This is a genomic window from Chromobacterium sp. Rain0013 (genome assembly GCF_015291765.1).
In the GTDB taxonomy this organism is placed as follows: domain Bacteria; phylum Pseudomonadota; class Gammaproteobacteria; order Burkholderiales; family Chromobacteriaceae; genus Chromobacterium; species Chromobacterium haemolyticum.
This window is the reverse complement of the sequence record NZ_CP031514.1, coordinates 1,021,048-1,042,027: the sequence shown is the minus strand read 5'-3', so window position 1 is coordinate 1,042,027 and position 20,980 is coordinate 1,021,048. Positions and strand designations below refer to the sequence as shown.

At 63.6% G+C, this 20,980-nt stretch carries 22 protein-coding genes; 6 read left to right on the top strand and 16 right to left on the bottom strand.

Features of this window, described 5'->3' with window-relative positions:
* Nucleotides 1-17 precede the first annotated feature (17 nt).
* Entirely contained in the window at nt 18-2,288 is a 2,271-nt protein-coding gene (locus tag DXT74_RS04920; RefSeq protein WP_194427432.1) for a TonB-dependent receptor domain-containing protein, read from the bottom strand.
* Between the two features lie 123 nt (nt 2,289-2,411).
* Nucleotides 2,412-2,882 (bottom strand): Lrp/AsnC family transcriptional regulator, encoded by a 471-nt coding sequence (locus DXT74_RS04915; protein WP_043640627.1) that lies wholly within the window; start codon nt 2,880-2,882, stop codon nt 2,412-2,414.
* A 140-nt stretch (nt 2,883-3,022) separates the two neighbouring features.
* Between DXT74_RS04915 and kynB the strand changes: the two genes are divergently transcribed.
* The 6 genes from kynB to DXT74_RS04885 all read left to right on the top strand — a co-directional run bounded on the left by kynB (nt 3,023) and on the right by DXT74_RS04885 (nt 11,041).
* Nucleotides 3,023-3,676, top strand: coding sequence for an arylformamidase (gene kynB / locus DXT74_RS04910; protein ID WP_194427431.1), 654 nt, complete (start codon nt 3,023-3,025; stop codon nt 3,674-3,676).
* Between the two features lie 8 nt (nt 3,677-3,684).
* A complete protein-coding gene (gene kynU, locus DXT74_RS04905) occupies nt 3,685-4,938 on the top strand; it encodes a kynureninase (protein WP_194427430.1) in 1,254 nt (417 codons plus the stop codon).
* Nucleotides 4,939-5,072: 134 nt separating this feature from the next.
* Nucleotides 5,073-6,461, top strand: coding sequence for an amino acid permease (locus DXT74_RS04900; protein WP_043640636.1), 1,389 nt, complete (start codon nt 5,073-5,075; stop codon nt 6,459-6,461).
* A 247-nt stretch (nt 6,462-6,708) separates the two neighbouring features.
* Nucleotides 6,709-8,481, top strand: a complete 1,773-nt coding sequence (locus tag DXT74_RS04895; RefSeq protein WP_114152413.1) for an ABC transporter transmembrane domain-containing protein — start codon at nt 6,709-6,711, stop codon at nt 8,479-8,481.
* On the top strand, nt 8,471-10,228 hold the full coding sequence (locus tag DXT74_RS04890; RefSeq protein WP_194427429.1) for an ABC transporter ATP-binding protein: 1,758 nt from the start codon (nt 8,471-8,473) through the stop codon (nt 10,226-10,228). Before DXT74_RS04895 ends, DXT74_RS04890 begins: the two co-directional genes overlap by 11 nt.
* 18 nt (nt 10,229-10,246) lie before the next feature.
* Nucleotides 10,247-11,041, top strand: coding sequence for a TatD family hydrolase (locus DXT74_RS04885; protein ID WP_194427428.1), 795 nt, complete (start codon nt 10,247-10,249; stop codon nt 11,039-11,041).
* Nucleotides 11,042-11,199: 158 nt separating this feature from the next.
* On the opposite strand, the gene DXT74_RS04880 is transcribed toward DXT74_RS04885, so the two are convergent.
* From DXT74_RS04880 to hisC, 14 genes are all read right to left on the bottom strand, one after another.
* Complete coding sequence (locus DXT74_RS04880) at nt 11,200-12,831, bottom strand: methyl-accepting chemotaxis protein (RefSeq protein WP_114152411.1); 1,632 nt, start codon at nt 12,829-12,831, stop codon at nt 11,200-11,202.
* A 200-nt stretch (nt 12,832-13,031) separates the two neighbouring features.
* Nucleotides 13,032-13,385 carry a DUF2069 domain-containing protein gene (locus DXT74_RS04875; RefSeq protein WP_043640648.1) on the bottom strand — a complete coding sequence of 118 codons (354 nt, stop codon included), beginning with the start codon at nt 13,383-13,385 and terminating at the stop codon, nt 13,032-13,034.
* On the bottom strand, nt 13,382-14,122 hold the full coding sequence (gene tatC, locus DXT74_RS04870; protein ID WP_194427427.1) for a twin-arginine translocase subunit TatC: 741 nt from the start codon (nt 14,120-14,122) through the stop codon (nt 13,382-13,384). The genes DXT74_RS04875 and tatC overlap by 4 nt, the downstream gene beginning before the upstream one ends.
* Before the next feature lie 72 nt (nt 14,123-14,194).
* A complete protein-coding gene (gene tatB / locus DXT74_RS04865; protein ID WP_052370776.1) occupies nt 14,195-14,689 on the bottom strand; it encodes a Sec-independent protein translocase protein TatB in 495 nt (164 codons plus the stop codon).
* 14 nt (nt 14,690-14,703) lie between these two features.
* Nucleotides 14,704-14,913: a Sec-independent protein translocase subunit TatA gene (gene tatA / locus DXT74_RS04860; protein ID WP_043589548.1), complete on the bottom strand. Its 210-nt coding sequence runs from the start codon at nt 14,911-14,913 to the stop codon at nt 14,704-14,706.
* A gap of 72 nt (nt 14,914-14,985) precedes the next feature.
* Nucleotides 14,986-15,309: a histidine triad nucleotide-binding protein gene (locus tag DXT74_RS04855; protein WP_019100820.1), complete on the bottom strand. Its 324-nt coding sequence runs from the start codon at nt 15,307-15,309 to the stop codon at nt 14,986-14,988.
* A 22-nt stretch (nt 15,310-15,331) separates the two neighbouring features.
* Nucleotides 15,332-15,658, bottom strand: coding sequence for a phosphoribosyl-ATP diphosphatase (locus DXT74_RS04850; RefSeq protein WP_043589545.1), 327 nt, complete (start codon nt 15,656-15,658; stop codon nt 15,332-15,334).
* Nucleotides 15,659-15,782: 124 nt separating this feature from the next.
* Nucleotides 15,783-16,175 carry a phosphoribosyl-AMP cyclohydrolase gene (gene hisI / locus DXT74_RS04845; protein WP_194427426.1) on the bottom strand — a complete coding sequence of 131 codons (393 nt, stop codon included), beginning with the start codon at nt 16,173-16,175 and terminating at the stop codon, nt 15,783-15,785.
* A 358-nt stretch (nt 16,176-16,533) separates the two neighbouring features.
* Nucleotides 16,534-17,298 carry an imidazole glycerol phosphate synthase subunit HisF gene (gene hisF / locus DXT74_RS04840; RefSeq protein ID WP_019103912.1) on the bottom strand — a complete coding sequence of 255 codons (765 nt, stop codon included), beginning with the start codon at nt 17,296-17,298 and terminating at the stop codon, nt 16,534-16,536.
* 168 nt (nt 17,299-17,466) lie between these two features.
* Nucleotides 17,467-18,207 carry a 1-(5-phosphoribosyl)-5-[(5-phosphoribosylamino)methylideneamino]imidazole-4-carboxamide isomerase gene (hisA, locus tag DXT74_RS04835; RefSeq protein WP_019103911.1) on the bottom strand — a complete coding sequence of 247 codons (741 nt, stop codon included), beginning with the start codon at nt 18,205-18,207 and terminating at the stop codon, nt 17,467-17,469.
* A 20-nt stretch (nt 18,208-18,227) separates the two neighbouring features.
* Nucleotides 18,228-18,869, bottom strand: coding sequence for an imidazole glycerol phosphate synthase subunit HisH (gene hisH, locus DXT74_RS04830; protein ID WP_194427425.1), 642 nt, complete (start codon nt 18,867-18,869; stop codon nt 18,228-18,230).
* Nucleotides 18,870-18,873: 4 nt separating this feature from the next.
* Nucleotides 18,874-19,290 (bottom strand): VOC family protein, encoded by a 417-nt coding sequence (locus DXT74_RS04825; RefSeq protein WP_043636870.1) that lies wholly within the window; start codon nt 19,288-19,290, stop codon nt 18,874-18,876.
* Nucleotides 19,287-19,880 carry an imidazoleglycerol-phosphate dehydratase HisB gene (gene hisB / locus DXT74_RS04820; protein WP_194427424.1) on the bottom strand — a complete coding sequence of 198 codons (594 nt, stop codon included), beginning with the start codon at nt 19,878-19,880 and terminating at the stop codon, nt 19,287-19,289. Before hisB ends, DXT74_RS04825 begins: the two co-directional genes overlap by 4 nt.
* Before the next feature lie 3 nt (nt 19,881-19,883).
* Nucleotides 19,884-20,954 (bottom strand): histidinol-phosphate transaminase, encoded by a 1,071-nt coding sequence (hisC, locus tag DXT74_RS04815; RefSeq protein ID WP_194427423.1) that lies wholly within the window; start codon nt 20,952-20,954, stop codon nt 19,884-19,886.
* Nucleotides 20,955-20,980: the final 26 nt, after the last annotated feature.

Sequence of the window (20,980 nt, the reverse complement as noted above, 5' to 3'; positions counted from 1 at the left end):
AGGCTTTGAGCAGGCTCTCAGAAGCGCGCCTCCATCCCCATCCGTATGGTCCGCCCCGGGATCGGCATGCTGATCACGGAGCCGGGATCCACCGCATAGCGGTTGGTCAGGTTATCCACATTGAAATTCACGTTGACTTGCTTGTTCAGGCGGTACTCGATGAACAGGTCCACCAAGCGTTCGGACCCCAGTTCCAACACCGGTTGCGCGCCAGTGCCCTTGAGCCAGTCCGCCGGATTGGTCTTGCCCGAATGGTAGCGCCAGCGTCCGCCCACGGTCAGATCGCCGTTCAACAAATGCTTGCCGGCGGAAATCACGTATACGCTCTTGGGCGGGATGCGGGTCGGGATCAGACTCCAGGCGAAGCCGTTCGGATTGCACACCGCGGCGTCGCGCCGGGTCGCCTGGTTCACCGAACACACTTCCGGCTCCAGGTAGTGAGTGGCGGCGGCTTCCACGAAGAAGGACGGGCTATGGTAGTCCAAGCCGAATTCATAGCCGCGCAACTCCACCTTGTCGTAGTTGAGGAAGGTCAGATTGCCCTGCCACGACGGCATGCCCGGCGTCCTGTCCAGCCAGGCGCTGGAAATATAGTCCGCTACCTTGTTGTCGAAATAGGCGGCCTTGAAGCCGATGCGCTCCTGATCGCGGAACACGTTCTGGAAACTCGCCTTAAGGCCCAGTTCCAGGTTCAGCGAACGCTCCGGCCGCAAGGGGTTGTAAGGGTTGTAGCTGAAGACCTCGGACGAGGTGGTTGTTTCGTACAGGCTGGGGGTGCGGTAGGCGCGGCCGCCTTTGGCGTAAACATCCAGCCACTTGGCCAGATGAACATCCACCTGGCCAGTCAGGTCCAGCTTGGGCGCGTAATCCGCTTCCAGATTGGTCGAATAGTCGCGTGTGGTCGAACCATGCAGATTCGTGCCCAGAGAGAAGCTGGCCCAGCGATAGGACAGGACGGCGTTGGCGAACAGGCTGCGCTCATTGCGCACCCCGTTGCGCGACGCTTCCAGCGTCCTCGGCTGCTCGGTGTAGCGGCTGGTGGGCTGGGTGCGCTCCTGCTGGAAGGCCAGGCCGTAGCTCAAGCTCAAGGGCAGGACATCCAGTTCCGATCGGTTGAGCACATTGAAACCGTGACGCTTGTTGTTGTAGGCATGCATGTACTGATCGCCGTAGGAGGCGCCGGGGCGGCCGGCCCATAGGCCGTTGTGCTGATCCAGATCCGCCTCGGTGGCCCACAGGCCCAAGTTCAGGTCGATCAGCTTGTTGTCGCTGGGCGTATAGCTGTAGTTGGCGCTATAGGCATGCACGACGGCGCTGCCCAGCGCCCATTGCGGCATCGACTCCACGCCTGGCGGCAGCTCTTGGAAATTCTTGTCGTTGGAATTCTTGTACCAGTAAGCGGCCAGCAGTTCGCCGGCTTGCTGACGGTGGCGGCGGAAGATCAACTTCAAGCGCTGCGCGTCGTCCAGCGCGAAGCCCAGCTTGGCCAACAGAGAGTCGCTCTCGTAACTGGTGTTCACCACTTCCTGACCGCGCGACACCACCGCTTCCGGGTAGCCCTCATAGCCATGGACACCGGCGAAGTAATTGCCGGTGCGCCGCTTGCTGTAAGCCAGCAGAGCGTCGAGGCCAGGCTGCCGATAAGCCAACGCCAGCGTGGCCGAACCGTTGTTGAACACTCGCGGGCTGAGGCCGTTGTTCAATTGGTAATACACTTGGTCGCGCTCGTCTCCCGGCACTGCGGGCATCTTGTTATTGTTGTACAGGCTGCCTTTCAACAGTACGCCGAAATCCTTGCCCGGACGCAGTACATCCTCAACGCCCAGGGTACGTATCTGCACCAGGCCGCCAATCGCGCCGCTGGAAAAGGCGCCGTTGCTGGCCCCCTCCTCCACGCTGACCTTGCTGATCAAGTCCGAATCGATATAGGTACGGTCGCTGGTGCCCTGGTAGCCGCGGGCGGTATGGGTGGATTGCAGGCTGCCGTCTATCAATACCGGCACCCGCCCTTCGCCCTGCAGGCCGCGGATGCCCAGGTCGATGGCGCCGGCTTCGTTGCGGATATTGTTGACCTGCACGCTGGGCAGGGCGGAAAAGATGTCGGCGTTGCCCGTGCCGCGCGCGCGGCGCAATTGCGCCGCATCCAGCTCCTCGCCATGCAAAAGCGCGCGTTTGCGCTCGGCGCTGACGTGAACGGTTTCCAGTTGCGGCGCGGGCTCGGCGGCCAGCAGGGTTTGCGGGTAAGCCGCCGACAGCAATAGGCAGGCGGAAAGACTCCGGTATTTCATGATATGGGTGGGGTACTTGGGATAGGAGCGCCGAAGTTAATGCTAATGATTATCATTAACAACGTGATTATTCACACTCCACCCCACGCGACACCCATACTCGCCGCGGAATGACCTCCGCCGCTACTTGCCGTCCAACGGCACCTCCCAGCGCCGATCCTTGAGCGTGCGCATCACGATGTAGGAACAGATATCGCGCATGCCGGGAATGCGGTTCAGCCGCTCCACAATGAAACCGCTAAAGGCCGCCAGATTGCGACAACGGACGTGCAGTACATAGTTGCTGGGACCGGCGACGATGTAAGCGGCGGCGATTTCCTCGAACTGCTGGATGCGGTTCATGAAATCTTCGTGCCAATCCTCGCGCGCCCGGTCCAAGGTCACGTGCACGATGGCCTCCAGCTCGTAGCCGAGCAGGGCCGGGTCCAACTGCGCGTGATAACCGCGTATCAGGCCCTGGCTTTCCAGCGTGCGCACTCGCCGCAGGCAGGCGGACGGAGACAGGGCCACCTGATCGGCCAGGTCCTGATTGCTGAGCCTAGCGTTGTGCTGCAATGCGGAAAGAATCCGGCAATCTATCGCATCAAGCTGCATTTGCAATTTCCCATCGTTATCTATCCGTTTCGCTGCAGTTCCTGCGAAAAGCATGCCATCAGCAAGAGCAACTTGCAATTTCTGGCGGAAGCCTTGGTGATAGCATGATTCCAAGCTTTTCGCCTCTCTGGAGCCGCTCCATGTTGCTTGACATCAGCCCCCCGCTGCGCGCCGGCCTGCCGGTCTGGCCCGGCGACACCGCTTTCGACGCCAGCCCGGCCTGGCAGCTGGACGCCCACTGTCCGGTCAACGTGGCGCGACTGACCCTGTCTCCGCACAGCGGCGCGCACGCCGATGCGCCGGCCCACTTCCTGGCCGCCGGCCAAGGCATCGGCCAAGTCGCGTTGGACGCCTACTTGGGGCCCTGCAGGGTGATTCACTGCCTGTCTCCCGGCCCTCTGATTCGGCTGGAGCAGATCCAATCCCGGCTCGCCATCCAAACCGGGCCGCTGCCGCCGCGCCTGTTGATCCGCAGCTATGCGCGCTACCCGCTGGAGTCCTGGGACGCGGACTTCCCCGGCGTGGAGGCCGCCGCCATAGATTGGCTGGGCGGCCAGGGCGTGCGCCTGATCGGCGTCGATACCGCCTCGCTGGACCCGATGGACAGCAAAACCATGGACGCCCATCACGCCACCGCGCGTCAACACATGGCCATCCTGGAACAATTGCTGTTGGACCACTCGCCGGAGGGCGATTACGAGCTGATCGCGCTGCCGCTGAAGTTGATGAACCTGGACGCCAGCCCGGTGCGCGCCGTGCTGCGACCCTTGTCCGTTTCCACCCCTCTCGTGTAGGACCCGCCATGAAACACACTCGCGAAGCTTGTCTCATCGCCGATCAGCAAGACCCGCTGGCCGGCTTCCGCCAACGGTTCGACCTTCCGGCCAACACCATCTATCTGGACGGCAACTCGCTGGGCGTGCTCCCCAAGGGCGCGCTGGAGCGCAGCCAGCAGGTGATCACCCGCGAATGGGGTCATGATCTGATTCGCAGCTGGAACACCGCCGGCTGGTTCGAAATGCCGACGCGCTTGGGCGACAAACTGGCGCCGCTACTGGGCGCCGGCCCCGGCGAAACCGTGATCACAGACACCACCTCGCTCAACCTGTTCAAGGCGCTGGCGGCGGCCTTGCGCATCCAGCGGCAAGCCCACCCGGAACGCAAGGTGATCCTGTCCGAGCGCGACAACTTCCCCACCGATCTCTACATGATCCAGGGCATGATCGAATTCCTGCAGCAGGGCTATGAACTGCGCCTGATCGACGAGGCGCTGCCGCTGGAACAGGCGCTGGACGACAAGGTGGCGGTGCTGCTGCTGTCCCACGTCAATTACCGCACCGGCTATCTCTACGATATGGCCGCGGTGACCCGCAGCGCTCATCAACGCGGCGCGCTGGCGATCTGGGACCTGGCCCACGCGGCCGGCGCCTTGCAAGTTGACCTGAAGGGCGCGGACGCCGACTTCGCCGTGGGCTGCACTTACAAATACCTGAACGGCGGCCCGGGCTCGCCGGCCTTCATCTGGGTGGCCCCGCGCCATCAAAACGCTTTCTGGCAACCCTTGTCCGGCTGGTGGGGCCATGCCAAACCCTTCGAGATGGCTGCCGACTACGCGCCGGCCCAGGGCATCCGCCGCTTCCTGTGCGGCACCCAGCCCATCGTGTCGCTGGCGTTGCTGGAGTGCGGCCTGGACGTGGCGCGAGAGGTGGACAGCCAGCAGCTGCGCGCCAAGTCCCTGGCCCTGACCGATCTGTTCATCGAGTTGGTGGAACAACGTTGCGGCGGGCATCCGCTGACCCTGATCACCCCTCGCGAGCACGCGCGCCGCGGCAGCCACGTCAGCTTCCGCCACCCGCAGGGCTTCGCGGTGATGCAGGCGCTGATCGCCAACGGCGTCATTGGCGACTACCGCGAGCCGGAAGTGCTGCGCTTCGGCGTCACCCCGCTTTACCTGAGCCATGCCGACATCTGGGACGCGGTGGAAATTCTGCGCGAGATCCTGGACAGCGGCAGTTGGGACCGCCCGGAGTTTCATCGCCGCGGCGAGGTAACCTGAACCCGGCACGGCGCGACGTCCCAAACCGTCGCGCCTCCCTAGAGCCGCCGCCCGCGATCTCACGCGGCCGGCGGCTCAACAGCGCAAGGGACGTTAGATCCCGCAAATAGCGCCATCTACAGAGGAGAAACATCATGAGCAGCTTCCAGGACATCAAAGACAGAGAACAAGGCTTGCAACGCCGGCTCACCGCCGGACAGATGAGCATGATCGCCATCGGCGGCGCCATCGGCACCGGCTTGTTCCTCGGCAGCAAGTTCGCCATCGGCTTCGCCGGACCCAGCGTGGTGCTCAGCTACGCCATCGGAGGCCTGATTACCTTGTTGCTGATGGGCTGTCTGGCGGAGATGACGGTGGCGCACGCCACCTCCGGCTCCTTCGGCGCCTACGCCGAGCACTACGTCAGCCCCTTGGCTGGTTTCCTGGTGCGCTACAGCTACTGGGCCTGCGTGGTGCTGGCGGTGGGGACCGAAATCACCGCCGTGGCCGAATACATGCGCTACTGGTTTCCAGACACCCCGCCCTGGATCTGGATTCTGCTGTTCTCCAGCGCGCTGATCGGCGTCAACGCCGCCAGCGTCAAGGCCTTCGGCACCGTGGAGTACTGGTTCTCCTCCATCAAGATCTTCGCCATCCTCGCCTTCATCCTGATGGGCTGCTACGTGGTGTGGGGCAGCGGCAACCCTGCTTACGGCGCGCACAACTTCAGCGCCGACGGCGGCTTTTTCCCCAACGGTGTCTGGGGGATGTGGGTGGCGGTGGTCATTTCCATCTTCAGCTATCTGAGCGTGGAAATGATCGCGGTGGCCGCTGGCGAGGCCGAAAATCCGGAGCAGGCGGTGCGCCAGGCTTTCCGCGCCACGATCGCGCGGCTCGTGGTGTTCTACCTGCTGTCGCTGAGCCTGATCATCGCCATCGTGCCCTGGGGCCGCATCGGCTCCGGCAACAGCCCCTTCGTCACCGTGATGCAGGTGCTTAATATCCCCTACGCAGCCGGCATCCTCAACTTCGTGGTGGTGGTGGCCGCTCTGTCGGCGATGAACAGCCAGCTCTACATCACCACCCGCATGATGTTCAGCCTGTCGCGCGCCGGCGACGCCCCTGTAGGGCTGGGCAAACTGAACCCGCGCGGCATTCCGGTCAACGCGCTTCTGCTGTCCACCAGCGGCATCGCGCTGGCGGCAGTGCTGTACGTGCTATTTCCGCAACAGGCGTTCACGCTGATGATTTCCTTGTCGATGTTCGGCGCCATGTTCACCTGGCTGATGATCTTCTACACGCATCTTCGCTTCCGCCGTCATCACGATCAGGCCGGCGGGCTGGATCTGCCATTCAAGATGCGCCTGTTTCCCTACAGCACGCTGACCGGGCTGGTGCTGATGCTGGCGATCATGGTCACCACCGTCTTTACCGAGGTCTTCCGGCTGACCCTGGTCTTCGGCCTGCCCTTCCTGCTGTTGCTGGTCGTCCTCTATCACAAAGTGCGCAGGCCGCGGCTGACGCCCGCGGCGCAAACGAATTAAGCCCAGTGGTGCAATCGCCAGGCCGGGTCCGCCCGGCCTGAGCCTGTTCAAAGGATTCCGCTTATGAGCGGAACAAGGCGAAAACAGCCGGGAAAGCGGAATGTACCCGTGGTATATGAGCATTTCGAAACCCTTTGCAATACCGTACCGCCGCAGCGCGTCAGACTTTGAACAGGTTCTGACACCGCTATCGGATTCGGCATAGAATGTTCGACTCGATACCCAATCCGGATAGCCCGCCTCCGCCATGTCACGCCCGTCCGATCTCGCCCCCGGCGCCAGCCTGCCCGCGCTGCTGCGCGGCTTCGTCCTCCGCCATTGGCCCTACTACCTGCGCGCGGCGTTGATGCTGGCCGCCGTGGCGGTGCTCACCGTGCTGATTCCGCGCCAGATCGGCCAAATCGTCGACCTGCTGGCCAAGGGCGAGCTTGGCGGCTCGCAGCTGCTGCGCGAGTTGGGCTGGCTGCTGCTGTTCGGCGTGGTGATCTATTTGCTGCGCGCCGGCTGGCGACTGCAATTGTTCGCCGCCGCCTACCAGTTGGGCGTGGAGTTGCGCACCCGGCTGTATCAGCGGCTAAGCCGCCAGGGACCGGGCTTCTACCATCACCAACGCACCGGCGACCTGATGGCGCGCGCCACCAACGACATCGACGCGGTGGAAATGGCTGCCGGGGAAGCCATGCTGGCGGGCTTCGACGGCAGCCTGACCTTGGTAATGGTGCTGGCGATGATGACCTTGGGCATAGACTGGCGGCTGGCCGCCGCCGCGCTGCTGCCCTTCCCGCTCATGGCCTTCGCCTTCTGGCGCATCACCCGCCGCGTGCACCAGGCTTGGGCCGGCTCGCTGCAAAGCTTCAGCAGGCTCAACGACCACGTTCAAGAGACGCTGAGCGGGGTGCGCACGCTGCGCACCCTGGGCCTGGAAGAACGCAACAGCCGCGAACTGGCCGGCCTGGCCGCTTCCGCGGCCGACAACAGCCTGGAGGCGCAACGTTGGGAGGCGGCGTTCGAACCGGTGGTGGGGCTGACCCTGAGCACCGCGGCGGCGGCCACGCTAGGCGTGGGCGGCTATCTGGTCTGGCAACAACAACTGACCATAGGCGCGCTGACCAGCTTCAGCATGTATCTGGGCCAGTTGATCTGGCCGATGTTCGCCGCCGGCTGGGTGTTGTCGCTGCTGGAGCGCGGCCGCGCCGGCTGGAACCGGCTGGAGCCCGTGCTGAGCGCGCCCGAGTCCGTGGACGACAGCGGCTCCAACACGACGGAGCCGGCTGGCGAACTGCGCTGGCACAATCTCGACTTCACTTACCCGGGACAGGCGACGCCGGCGCTGCGCGCGATCGAATTGTGCCTGAGCCGTGGCCAGACCCTGGGCATCGTCGGCCCTACCGGCAGCGGAAAATCCACGCTGCTGCGCCTGCTGCTGCGCCAATATCCGCTGCCGGCCGGCAGCATCAGTTGGAACGGCGTGCCGCTGGAGGAATACAAGATGGACGCCTTGCGCGCGGCGATTAGCTGGGTGCCGCAGGAGTCCTTCCTGTTCTCCGCCTCGGTGGCCGACAATATCGCGCTGACGCGCCCGGACGCCTCCGAGCGCGACATCGAACGCGTAGCGCGGCTGGCGGCGGTTCACGACGATATCCTGCGTCTGGCTCAGGGCTACGCCACCCCGGTGGGCGAAAAAGGCGTGGCCTTATCCGGCGGCCAGCGCCAGCGCCTGGCCATCGCCCGCGCGCTGCTGGCCGACGCGCCGCTGCTGCTGCTGGACGACGCCTTGTCCGCGGTGGACACCCAGACTGAAACCCAGATCCTGCACCATCTGCGCGAAGCGCGCCGCGGCCGCAGCGTGATCATCGCCAGCCACCGGCTATCGGCGGTGGCCGACGCCGACCACATCATCGTGCTGCAGCACGGCGGCATCGCCGAAGCCGGCAGCCACGAGGCGCTGCTGCAACTGAACGGCTGGTACGCCAGCCAGTGGCGCTACCAACAACTGGAGGCCAGCCTGGATGAAATCTGATCAATCCGCGATCAATCGGCGCCGGGCGGTGGCCCTGCTGCGCCAATCCGCCGCTCCGGAAAACCGCCATGTGCTGTGGGGCACGCTGTGGCTGATCGCCGCCGCGCTGATGGAAGCGCTGTCGCCGCTGCTGGGCAAGGTATTCATCGACCGCTACCTTCTGCCGCGCGCGCCGCAGTGGCTGGAAATGGGCCTGCTGCTGCTCGCCTGTCTGATGGCCGGCTACGCCGCCTCCAGCCTGCGCTATCTGCAGCTGGTGCGCCTGTCCGGCGTGGCGATGCGCTCGGTGCAAAGACTGCGCGAGCAGGTTTACCGCCATGTGATCCGGCTGCCGATGGCTTTTTTCGACAAAGCGATCACCGGCCAACTGGTCAGCCGCGTCACCAACGACACCGAGTCGGTGAAGGCGTTGTACGTGCAGGTGCTGTTCGTGATGCTGGACAGCAGCATCGTCGTGATCGGCGTGATGGCGGCGATGGCCTGGCTGGATTGGCAGCTGATGCTGCTGGCGGCGATGCTCCTCCCGGCGATGCTGGCCATCGTCTGGCTGTATCAGCGCTGGAGCGCGCCGTCGGTGACGCGAGCCCGCGCGCTGCGCAGCGACATCAACGCTCAGATGGCGGAATCCATCTCCGGCATGAGCGTGCTGCAAGCCTCCAACGCCACCGGCCGCTTCGCCGAGCGTTTCGATCAGGCCAACCACAATTACTACCGGGCGCGGATCGCGGAACTGAGCGCCAACGCCTGGCTGCTGCGGCCGGCGCTGGACTTGCTGAAAGTGCTGCTGCTGGCCGGGGTGATCTACAGCTTCAGCCAACGGCCGCTGGGCGCGCTGCAGATAGGCGTGCTCTACGCCTTCATCAGCTATATCGGCCGCATGGTGGACCCGCTGATCCAGATCACCATGCAGTTCAGCCAGCTGCAGCAAGCGGTGGTGGCGGCGGCGCGGGTGGACGCGCTGCTGCAGGAGCCGGCCGCAACGGCCGGCCAAGGCGGGGGCCGCATTGGCCGGGGCGCCGTCAGCTTCCGCCAGGTGAGTTTCGGCTACCAGCCCGAACGGCCGGTGCTGCTTGATCTTTCGCTGGAGATTCCGGCCGGCGGCTTCATCGGCATCGTCGGCCACACCGGCAGCGGCAAGTCCACGCTGTTGTCGCTGCTGCTGCGCTTCTACGCGCCGCAAAGCGGCGAGATCCTGATAGACGACCAAGCGCTGGCCACTTTCGACGACACGGCCTTCCGCGACGGCGTCGGCCTGGTGCCGCAGGAGCCCTTCCTGCTGGCCGCCAGCGCGCGCGACAACATCGCCATGGGCCGGCCGCTGTCCCAGCAGCAAATCGAGGACGCCGCGCGCGCCGCCGGGGTGCATGACTTGATCCTGGCCTTGGAACAGGGCTACGACACCGATATGGGCGAAAGCGGCTCGCGGCTGTCCAGCGGACAGAAGCAGTTGATCGCCATCGCCCGCGCGCTGGCGGGCCGGCCGCGCATCCTGCTGCTGGACGAGGCCACCTCGCATATCGACAGCGAAACCGAGCAGCTGGTGCAAAGAGCGCTGGAACGACTTCGCGGCCAGATCACGCTGATCTCCATCGCCCACCGGCTGTCCACCATACGCGACGCCGACCGCATCATCGTGCTCAACCACGGCCAGATCGCCGAAACCGGAAGCCACGAGGAATTGATGACCGTGGGCGGCATCTACCAACGGCTATACTTGCTGCAGCAATTGCAGCCGGAAGCCGGCTGAACCAGCGACGACTCCGCCATGCACCGTTTTCTCTCCCCGCCCGCGTCCGACGCGCTGATCGACACCCACTGCCATCTGGACGCGCCGGAGCTGGCCCCGATGCTGTCCGCCGTGCTGGAACGCGCGCGCGCCGCCGGCGTGGGCCAGATCCTGGTGCCCGCGGTGCGCGCCGACACCTTCGCCGCCGCCGCCGCCCTGCGCCGCGACCACGGTTGCTGGATAGGCTTCGGCCTGCATCCCATCTACCTGGAACGGCATCTGGACGAGCATCTGGGAGAGCTGGAGCGCGCGCTGCGCGAACAGCGACCGGAAGCGGTGGGGGAAATCGGTCTGGATTTCTATCTGCCGGAACTGGACCCGGCGCGGCAGGAAGCCTTGTTCGTCGAACAGCTGAAGCTGGCGCGCAAATACGCGCTGCCCGTGGTGCTGCATGTGCGCCGCTCGGTGGACCGCGTGCTCAAACATCTGCGCGAGCAGCGCGTCGAGCTAGGCATCGCCCACGCTTTCAACGGCAGCCCGCAACAGGCGGAAGCGATGCTGCGCCAGGGCATGAAGCTGGGGTTCGGCGGCGCGATGACCTACTCCGGCTCGCAGCGCATCCGCCGGCTGGCGGCCACCTTGCCGCTGTCGGGCCTGGTGCTGGAGACCGATGCGCCGGACATCCGCCCCGAGTTCGCCCAGGGCCGGCCCAACGAGCCGGCCCATCTGGCCGCCTTCAGCGCCTTGCTGGCCGAACTGCGCGGGCTGCCGGAACCGGAACTGCGCCAGGCCCTGCGCCGCAACAGCCTGGACGCTTTGGGCATCGCCGGCTGAGATGAAGCCTCTTCCTCAGCACTTGTTCAAAGTCTGCTGCGCTTCGGCGATACGGCGTTGAAAACCAGCCCAAAATACTCATGTACCACGTGCACATTCCGCTTTATTCACTGGTTTTCGCCTTGTCCCCTCTTGCTCGCGAGACTTTGAACAGGCTCTCAGGTGCGAAAACGCCTGAGATTGGAGTCCAAATCCACCGACAACTGCTGCAACTCCTGCGATAGCCGACTGGCCTGACCGGAGGCTTTGGCGGTGCTTTCGTTCATCTGCGCCATCTGCTCTACATTGCCCGCCACCAGTTGACTGGCGTGGCTCTGCTCCTTGATCGCGTTGGCGATGTCGGAGATGCGCTCCACCGAATGCTGCGACAGCTGATGAATTTCACGCAACGATTCGGCCACGCTGGAGGTGCTGCTGACGCCGCTCTCGATGCGGGCATTCGCCTGCTGCATGCTCTGGTAAGCACGCTGAGTATCGGTCTGCACGCCCTCGATATGGGTGGATATTTCCGTCGTGGCCTGGCTGGTGCGTTCGGCCAGCTTGCGCACTTCATCGGCCACCACGGCGAAGCCGCGGCCCATCTCGCCGGCGCGCGCGGCCTCGATCGCCGCGTTCAAGGCCAAGAGATTGGTTTGATCGGCGATGTCGCGGATCACCCGCACAATGTCGCCGATATCGCTGGAGCGCTGATTCAATTGGTCCATCACGGTGGAAGTTTCCGTAATGCCGCTGGCGATCCGCTGAATCTCGCTGGCGGCTTTCTCCGCCAGGCCGTTGCCTCTATCCGCCTGCGCCATGGTCTGGCGCGCCTGATCTTCCACATCACGGGTGTTGTCCGCCACCAGATTGATGCTGACCGACATCTGCTCAATCGCCGCCGCGCCGCTGGCGGCGGACTCCGCCTGATTGGCCGCGGCCCCGGACACCTGGGAACTGACGTCGGCCATTTGTCCGGAAGCGTTGGCCAATTGGGTGGCGTGCCCCTGCGCTTCCTGCACCAAGCGGCGCACCGTGCCGACCAAAGAAGCCAGCGACTCCCCGACACTGCCCAGCTCGTTACGGCCAAAGTCCGGCAGCTTCAAGTTCAGATCGCAGGTTTGCGCCAACTGCTGCGCGGAGTCCCGCATCTGCAGCAAGGGCACGCGGATGGAGCGGATGATGTACCAAGACACCACCAGGCTAGCCAGCAGGCCGATTGCCACCGTGGCCAGCAACTGGCTACGCACCGCGTCCGCGGAGGCGTCGATCTGGCTGCGCAGCTGCGCCACTGCGTCGGAACCGCCCTTGGCCAGCTTGGCCGAGACCTCTTCCATCTGGTGAATACTGCTCTTGTACTGGCCAAACGCCTTGTTGGCGTCGCTGGTGCCGGCAAGCTCCTGCTTGTCCACCTTCGCCGCCACTGCCTTGAAACCGTCCGCATAGCTGTTGAGCAGCCCGTCCAGCGCCGTTAGTTGCTGAGTGGCGTCGCCGTTCAGCGGGTGCGTGCCGGCGTTCTTGATCGCCGCATGCGCGCTCTCTATTGTTTTATTCCATTTCTCGCTGTACTCGGCGCGCTTGGCCGCGTCACCCATATTGATGAAATAGTCTTTCTCGAAGCGCCGCAGATTGCCCATGTGCTGCTGCAAACCCACCACGTCGCGGTAAAAGGCCAACTCATGGGTGCTGACATCCTCCACCCGGCTGGAAATACTCCCCAGGCCGATGAAAGCCAGCAAGCTGGTCACCGCCAGCGCCACCAACAACAAGGCGAAACCCAGGGTAATCCGGGCCGCAATCGTCATATTCCGCATTTACACACTCCCCAACCAAACTGTATTTTTTGGATTTCCGCCGATCAAGCCCGCGGTTTCGCCGCGATTGTAAACCAAGCCGTTTGCGGTTTTACTCGCATGACTCCGGCAAGTTTCACAGTCTGCGTCCCGCATGAGCCGCGGGCACAAAAAAAGCCGCCAACATGAGCTGACGGCTTCCTTTTCGCTGCGCGCGGAGTCTACTGCGGTTGACGCGACAACTTGAAAGTTCTGGCAAAGCCCAATACACAGACGAAGAATAGTCCGCTCAAGAAGATTTCGCCCCATGCAAGTTGCTGCGACAGGCCGCGATCCGCCCAACCGCGCATCACGCCCTCGGTGAAATAGGCCAGGATGAACATGCTGGCCCATTGATAGGTATACAAGCGCCGTCCCAGGATGCCGCGCAGCGGCAGCAGCAGCACCGCCGCCTTAAGCGCCAGCAGCGAGCCGCCCGGACGCAGCGGCGCCAGCCACAGCTCCCAGGCCAGGCACAGCAGAATCAGCGCGATCAGCGACGCCGACGCGCCGTAATGCCAGGCGTTTCGATTCATGAACCATCCTCCAGCAATGGACACTCCTTCTTGCGGCCCAGGAATACCGCCATCAGAATGCCCGCTTCGTACAGCAACCACAGCGGCACCGCCAGCAGGGTTTGCGACAGCACGTCCGGCGGCGTGACAACGGCGGCCACCACGAAGGCGCCGACGATGACATAAGGCCGGCCCTGACGCAGTTTTTCCACCGACACCACGCCCATGCGCACCAGCAGGATCACCACCACCGGCACCTCGAAGGTGACGCCGAAGGCCATGAACATGCCCAGCACGAAGGACAGGTATTTATCGATGTCGGTCATCATGCTGACCCCGACCGGCGTTACCGCCGACATGAAGCCGAACACCACGGGGAACACCAGGAAATAGGCGAAAGCCATGCCGATAAGGAAGAGCAGCAGGCTGGCCACTACCAAGGGCAGCACCAACCGTTTCTCATGGTGGTAGAGCCCGGGCGCGACAAAGGCCCAGATCTGATACAGGGTATTGGGCAGCGAGATCAGGAAAGCCACCAGCATGGTCACCTTGACCGGTACGAAGAACGGCGCGGTGACATCGGTGGCGATCATGTTCGCCCCCGCAGGCAGCGCGTCCAGCAATGGTTTGGCCAACAGGTGGTAGATATCCCCGGACCAATGGAACAGGCCGAGAAACACCAACGCGATGCCGAGCAGCGCCCGCACCAGACGGGTGCGCAACTCAAGCAGATGCGCGAGCAAGGGTTGTTCATTCATGCGCGGGATTTCCAATGGATTCAGGAACGGCCGAAGCGGGAACCAGCCCCGCCCGGCCGGGTGCGGCCGGCCTCAGCGTAGCGATGGCGGCTCCACCGGCTGGGGCGGCGACGGCGGCAAGTCGTCGAACAGATCCAGTTGGTTCTCGTCCTTGACCGGCGCCGTCTCGGCCTGCGCCGCTGGCTCGACCGGAAGAGGCTCCAGCAGATCCGGCTGCAGGCCGCCGTGGATGACGTTGGCCGCCTCTTCCACCGGCGCGCGCGCCTCGTCCGCCAGCGCGCGCAGTTCGGCGCCGTTCTGCTCCATCGCCTCGCGCACGCCCCGAACTTCGGAATCGAGCTGGCCTTTGAACGACTGCGCGGCGTCCTCGATGTCCTGCCGCAATTCGTTCAGACCGGTCAAGTTGGCCTGCTGCTGGATATCGGCCTTCACCGTGGCCACAAAGCGCTGGGCGCGGCCCACCAACGCGCCCAAAGTGCGCGCCACCGTGGGCAGGCGCTCCGGCCCCAGCACCACCAGGGCCACCACGCCTATCAACAGGATTTCGCCAAAGCTGATTTCAAACACGCTTGAACCGCGCCTTATTTCTTGTCGGCGTCGCCGTCGATGATACGGCCGGTTTCGGCCGGCTTATCCTTGGCGGCCTTGTCGTTCTCGCCGTTCATGCCTTCCTTGAAGCCTTTAACGGCGCCGCCCAGATCTTCGCCGATATTACGCAGTTTCTTGGTGCCGAACACCAGCACCACGATCAGCAATACCACCAGCCAGTGCCAGATGCTGAAAGAACCCATGATTCACTTCCTTATCAAATCGAATGAATGCGCGGAGGCCGCCCGGCCGTCCGCTCCGGCCTGATCGGCCAATCAGTTTTTGTGGCCGAATACATGCACGTGCAGGTGAAACACTTCCTGCCCGCCGCCGCGGCCGGTGTTGATGCCGGTCTTGAAACCAGCCTCCAGACCCTGTTCGCGCGCCAATTTGGGCGCCAGCGTCAGCATCTTGCCCAGCACCGCCTCGTGCTCGGGACCGCAATGGGCCAGCGAGTCCACGTGTTGCTTGGGAATCAGCATGAAATGCACGGGAGCGATCGGACGAATGTCGTGGAAGGCCAGCACATCGTCGTCTTCGTAGATTTTATTGGCCGGAATCTGCCCGGCCACGATTTTGCAGAAGATGCAATCTGTCATTGTTGTCGGCTCTCGCTAAATCTTAAGGGGTGGGGGCGCGGGAGGCCTTTTCATCCAGGCCGGAAATACCCTCGCGCCGCTTCAACTCCATCAGCACGTCCTCGGGCCGCAGGCCATGATAGGTCAGCAACACCATGCTGTGGAACCACAGATCGGCCACCTCGCGCACCAAGTGCAGCTTGTCCTTGTCCTTGGAGGCCATCAGCGTCTCTGCCGCCTCCTCCGCCACTTTCTTCAAAATGGCGTCCTCGCCCTTGTGAAACAGGGACGCCACATAGGAAGACTGGGAACTGGCTTCGCGCCGCGCTTCCAGCGTGTCCGCGATGGTTTTCAGCACATCCTGGCTCATGTCGCTATTCCTTTACGCCGCAACCCCGGCAAGTATATGTCGTTCCGATGGCAAAACGATAACAATCGGCTTGCCGGCTGCCATTCTAACGGCCGGCCGCCGCGCGGCGTTGACCGCGCGCAAGTCAATCCTTGCGATAGATCGCATCCGGGTCCTTCAACACCGCGTCGACAACTACCCAATCCTGCCGCGCTGAGTCGAAACGTCGGTAGAAACAGCTTTCACGGCCAGTGTGGCAGGCAATGCCGCCAGCCTGCTCGATCTGCATCACCACCACGTCGCCGTCGCAATCCAGCCTCAGTTCCTTGACGGTTTGCAGATGGCCGGAGTTCTCGCCCTTCTTCCACAGCTTGCCGCGCGAGCGGCTCCAGTAATGAGCGACGCCGGTTTCCGCGGTCAAGGCCAGGCTGTCGCGATTCATCCATGCCACCATCAGCACCCGGCCGCTGGCGGCGTCCTGGGCGATGGCAGCAACCAGGCCCTTGTCGTCCCATTTGACTTCATCCAACCAATTCATGGCTCACCTTTGCGCCGCGCGCCTTGGCTATGAGTGGCGGCGCGGAAAATGATTCAGCGCGGCGTCCGCTTCGCTTCAAATTAAGACGCCGGCAAGTGGGTTTATGTTCTAAGAACCTGTTCATAGTCTGCTGCGCTTCGTGAAGCGTTGCGCGGTGAGTACAAGCTCAACATGCTCATGTACCCCTCGACCATTCCGCTTTTTCGCTGGTTTTCGCCTTGTCTCGCCCTAACTCGCGAGACTTTGAACAGGCTCTAAAGCCCTGCGCGCAAGCGCGAGACAGGGCGTTGACGCAAACAAGGCGGGAGCGTTTAGAGGCCGTGCCCGGCGGCAAGCGCAACGGGCATGGAACCGGCTATCACAGCCGCACCTCAATGCCGGCGTCCCGCATCGCCTGCTTGGCCTCCGCCACCGTGTGCTCGCCAAAATGGAAAATACTGGCGGCCAGCACCGCGTCGGCCTTGCCCAGCTTGACCCCGTCCACCAAGTGTTGCAGCGTGCCCACGCCGCCGGAGGCGATCACCGGGATATCCACCGCCTCCGACACCGCGCGCGTCAGCTCCAGATTAAAGCCGATCTTGGTGCCGTCGCGGTCCATGCTGGTCAGCAGGATTTCTCCCGCCCCTAGTTGCTGCATCTGACGCGCCCACGCCACCGCGTCGATGCCGGTGCGCGTGCGGCCGCCATGGGTGAACACCTCCCAGCGGTCGTTCTCCGGTGTCACCGCCTTGGCATCCACCGCCACCACCACGCACTGACTGCCGAAGCGGTCGGCCGCCTCGCTGACCAACTGCGGGCGGGTCACCGCCGCGGTGTTGATGCTGACCTTGTCCGCGCCGGCGCTGAGCAGGCGGCGGATGTCCGCCACCTCCCGCACCCCGCCGCCCACGGTCAAGGGAATGAACACCTGCTCCGCCACCGATTCAATCACGTGCAGGATGATGTCGCGCTGGTCCGAGCTAGCGGTGATGTCCAGAAAGGTCAACTCGTCCGCGCCCTGTTCGTTGTAGCGACGGGCGATTTCCACCGGGTCGCCGGCGTCGCGCAGGCCCAGGAAGTTGACGCCTTTGACGACGCGGCCGGCGGTCACGTCCAGACAGGGGATGATGCGTTTGGCAAGCATATGGGGTCCGGCAAACAGCCAAACGGCCCGGACAGTGAGTACGGGCCGGGAAGGCTTGATGAGTCGAGAAACAGGCTCTCAGAACCTGCTCATAGTCTGCTGCGCTTCAGCGGCACGGCGTTGAAAACGCCTGGTCTCGCTCTTGCTCGCGCGACTTTGAACAGCCTCTCAGTCCGACAATTCGTCGGCCAGCGTCTGCGCGGCGGCGAAATCAATGCCGCCTTCGTAGATGGCGCGACCAGTGATCGCGCCTTCGATGCCCTCGTCCTCCACCGCGCACAGCGCGCGGATGTCGTCGAGATTGCTCAGACCGCCGGAAGCGATTACCGGGATGGTCAACGCCTGCGCCAGCTTGACGGTGGCGTCGATGTTGACGCCGTTCATCATGCCGTCGCGGCCGATGTCGGTGTAGATCACCGAATTGACGCCGTAATCCTGGAAGCGCTTGGCCAGATCGACCACCTTGTGGTTGGTGATCTTGGCCCAGCCGTCTACCGCCACCATGCCGTCCTTGGCGTCCAGGCCGACGATGACCTGGCCCGGGAAGGCGTCGCAGGCATCATGCAGGAAGCCGGGGGTCTTGACCGCGGCTGTCCCTATGATCACGTAGGACAAGCCCATGTCCAGATACTTCTCTATGGTGTCCAGGTCGCGGATGCCTCCGCCCAACTGCACCGGCAATTCATCGCCGACCTCGCCCAGGATGTCGCGGATCACCGCCAGATTCTTGGGCTTGCCGGCGAAGGCGCCGTTGAGGTCGACCAGATGCAGGCGGCGAGCGCCCTGATCGCGCCAATGGGCGGCGACTTGCACGGGGTCGTCGGAGAAAACGGTGGCATCGTCCATCACGCCCTGTTTCAGGCGTACGCATTGACCGTCTTTCAGGTCTATCGCGGGTATGAGCAGCATGGTGCTAAATCAAACGTGAGTTAAACACTGCCATCCCAGGCCAGGAAGTTCTTCATCATCTGAAGACCGGCCCGGTGGCTCTTTTCGGTGTGGAACTGGCTTGCGAAGATGTTCCCACGACCGACAATACAGGAAAACCGCTCGGGATATTCACTTTCCGCCAGCGTCAGGCCCGCATCGGCCGGCGCAAAGTGGTAACTATGCACAAAATAGAAACGCTCGCCGTCGGCGATGCCGGCGAACAAGGGGTGGACTGTTTTCTGAAACACCTGGTTCCACCCCATGTGCGGCACTTTCAAACGCTCGCCCTCGGCGTCGCGCAGCCCGGGGGCAAAGCGCGCCACCTTGCCGGGAAACAGGCCCAGGCCTTGGGTCGGCCCCTCCTCGCTTTCCTCGAACAATAGCTGGGCGCCGACGCAGATGCCAAAAAACGGCTTGCTCTTGGTGCTTTCCCTTATCGCATCGGCCAAACCGTGTTGATTCAGTTCCCGCATGCAATCCGGCATCGCGCCCTGCCCGGGAAAGATCACCTTGTCCGCCCTGAGCACTGCCTCCGGCTCGCTGGTAAGAAAGATGTCCGCGCCGATGTCATTGACCGCCTGCGCCGACTTGAGCACCGAATGCAGGTTGCCCATGCCGTAATCTACTACTGCGACTTTCATCTTGCTACAAGCTCATGTTCGGGGTGTGGCAGAACTCCAGCGCAATGCCGCCTGGATCCTGGAAAAAGACGGCGTAGTAACCGTCGCTGTAATGCTCGTACTCGGCCGGCGCATCGGTAACCCGCGCGCCGATTCGCAGCAACAGCGCATGCAACGCGTCCACCGCCTGTCGGCTGGGCGCATTGAAGGCCAGATGCTGCAAGCCGACGCCATGGCGGACAAAGCCCGCATCCATGGTTTTGCTCTGCTGCAGGTAGATTTCGTAGTTGCCGGCGACATAGGCGCGCGCATCCGCGCTACTGCGCCCCCGCCAGCCCATCGCCGGCATCACCTGGTCATAGAACGTCAGCGCCGCCGCTAGGTCGGGCACCGACAAACACAGGTGGTTGAGGCCGGCGATGCCGGAGTCGACCCGGCTCATACGCTCAGCGTGCCCTTGGTGGACGGCGTCTGCCCCGCCATGCGCTCGTCCACCTCACAGGCCATGCGCAGAGCGCGACCAAACGCCTTGAAGATGGTCTCGGCCTGGTGATGGCTGTTGACGCCGCGCAGATTGTCTATGTGCAGCGTGACCATGCTGTGACTGACGAAGCCATGAAAGAATTCGGAAAACAGGTCGACGTCGAACTGGCCGATGCTGGCGCGGGTGTATTCGACGTTGTACACCAGGCCCGGCCGGCCGGACAGATCGATCACCACCCGGCTCAGCGCCTCGTCCAAGGGCACATAGGCGTGACCGTAGCGGCGGATGCCCTTCTTGTCGCCTATCGCCTTGGCGAAAGCCTGGCCCAGAGTGATGCCGATGTCTTCCACCGTGTGGTGGGCGTCAATGTGCAGATCGCCGTGGGCAACCACGTCCAGATCGATCAAGCCGTGGCGGACGATCTGGTCCATCATGTGGTCGAGAAAGGGCACGCCGGTTTCAAAGCGGCCGACCCCGGCGCCGTCCAGGTTCAGGCTGACGGTGATCTGGGTTTCCAGGGTATTGCGGGTAACGGTTGCGGTTCTCATGACTTAGGCGAAGTAAGCGTCCAGGGCTGCCAGCATAGCGTCGTTTTCCTGCGGCGTGCCCACGGTCAGCCGCAGGCATCGCTCCAGCAGCGGATGGCTGCCGTGCAGTTGCTTGATCAGGATGCCGCTGGCCTTGAAATGCTGGTACAAGGCCAGCGCGTCCGGCACCCGGATGGTGATGAAATTGGCTTCGGAAGGGAAGGCTTCCACGGCGGCGTAGCGCGCCAGCCCCGCCGACAGCCGGCCGCGTTCCTCGCACAGCTCCGCGGCCTGACGGTTGAACACCTCGATATGGCGCAGCGAGAAGCGCGCGGCGGCCTGGGTCAGCACATTGATGTTGTACGGAGGACGCACCTTGTCCAGCTCGCGGATCCAGGCGGCGGAGCCGGCGGCGTAGCCCAGCCGGATGCCGGCCAGGCCCAGCTTGGACAGCGTGCGCATCACGATCAGATTGTCGCGCAGGCCGGCCAGGTTCATGAAGCTGTCGCTGGCGAAAGCCTGGTAGGCTTCGTCCACCACCACCAGGCCGGGCGCGGCCTCGCAGATCGCCTCCACCTCGGCGCGGGCGAAGCGGGGACCCGTCGGATTATTGGGGTAAGACACGAACACCACCGCCGGCTGATGCTCGGCGATGGCCGCCAGCGTCGCCGGCAGATCCAGGCTGAAATCGGAGCGCAGCGGCACGCCGACGTAATCGAGGCCGGAGAACAACGCGTTCATCTTGTACATCACGAACGACGGCTCTAGCGCCAGCAACTTGGCGCCGGGGCGGGCCAATGCCTGAGCCACCAAAGTGATCAGCTCGTCTGAGCCGTTGCCCAGCAACACATCAGCCGGCTCGGGGATAGCAAACGCCTGCTTCAGTTGGGCTTTCAAGGTGCCGCCGGACGGATCCGGATAACGGTTGACCGCGACGTCGGCCAAGACCCGCGCCAGTTCTTGGCGAAGCTCGGCCGGCAAGGGCCACGGATTCTCCATGGCGTCCAGCTTGATGTAGCCGTCGGCGGAGGCTACCGGGTAGGCGCTGATGGCGGCGATCTCATCGCGCACCAATTGTCGGACGGACTTTTTCATGACATCGCAATCGGCCTCGCGGCCAA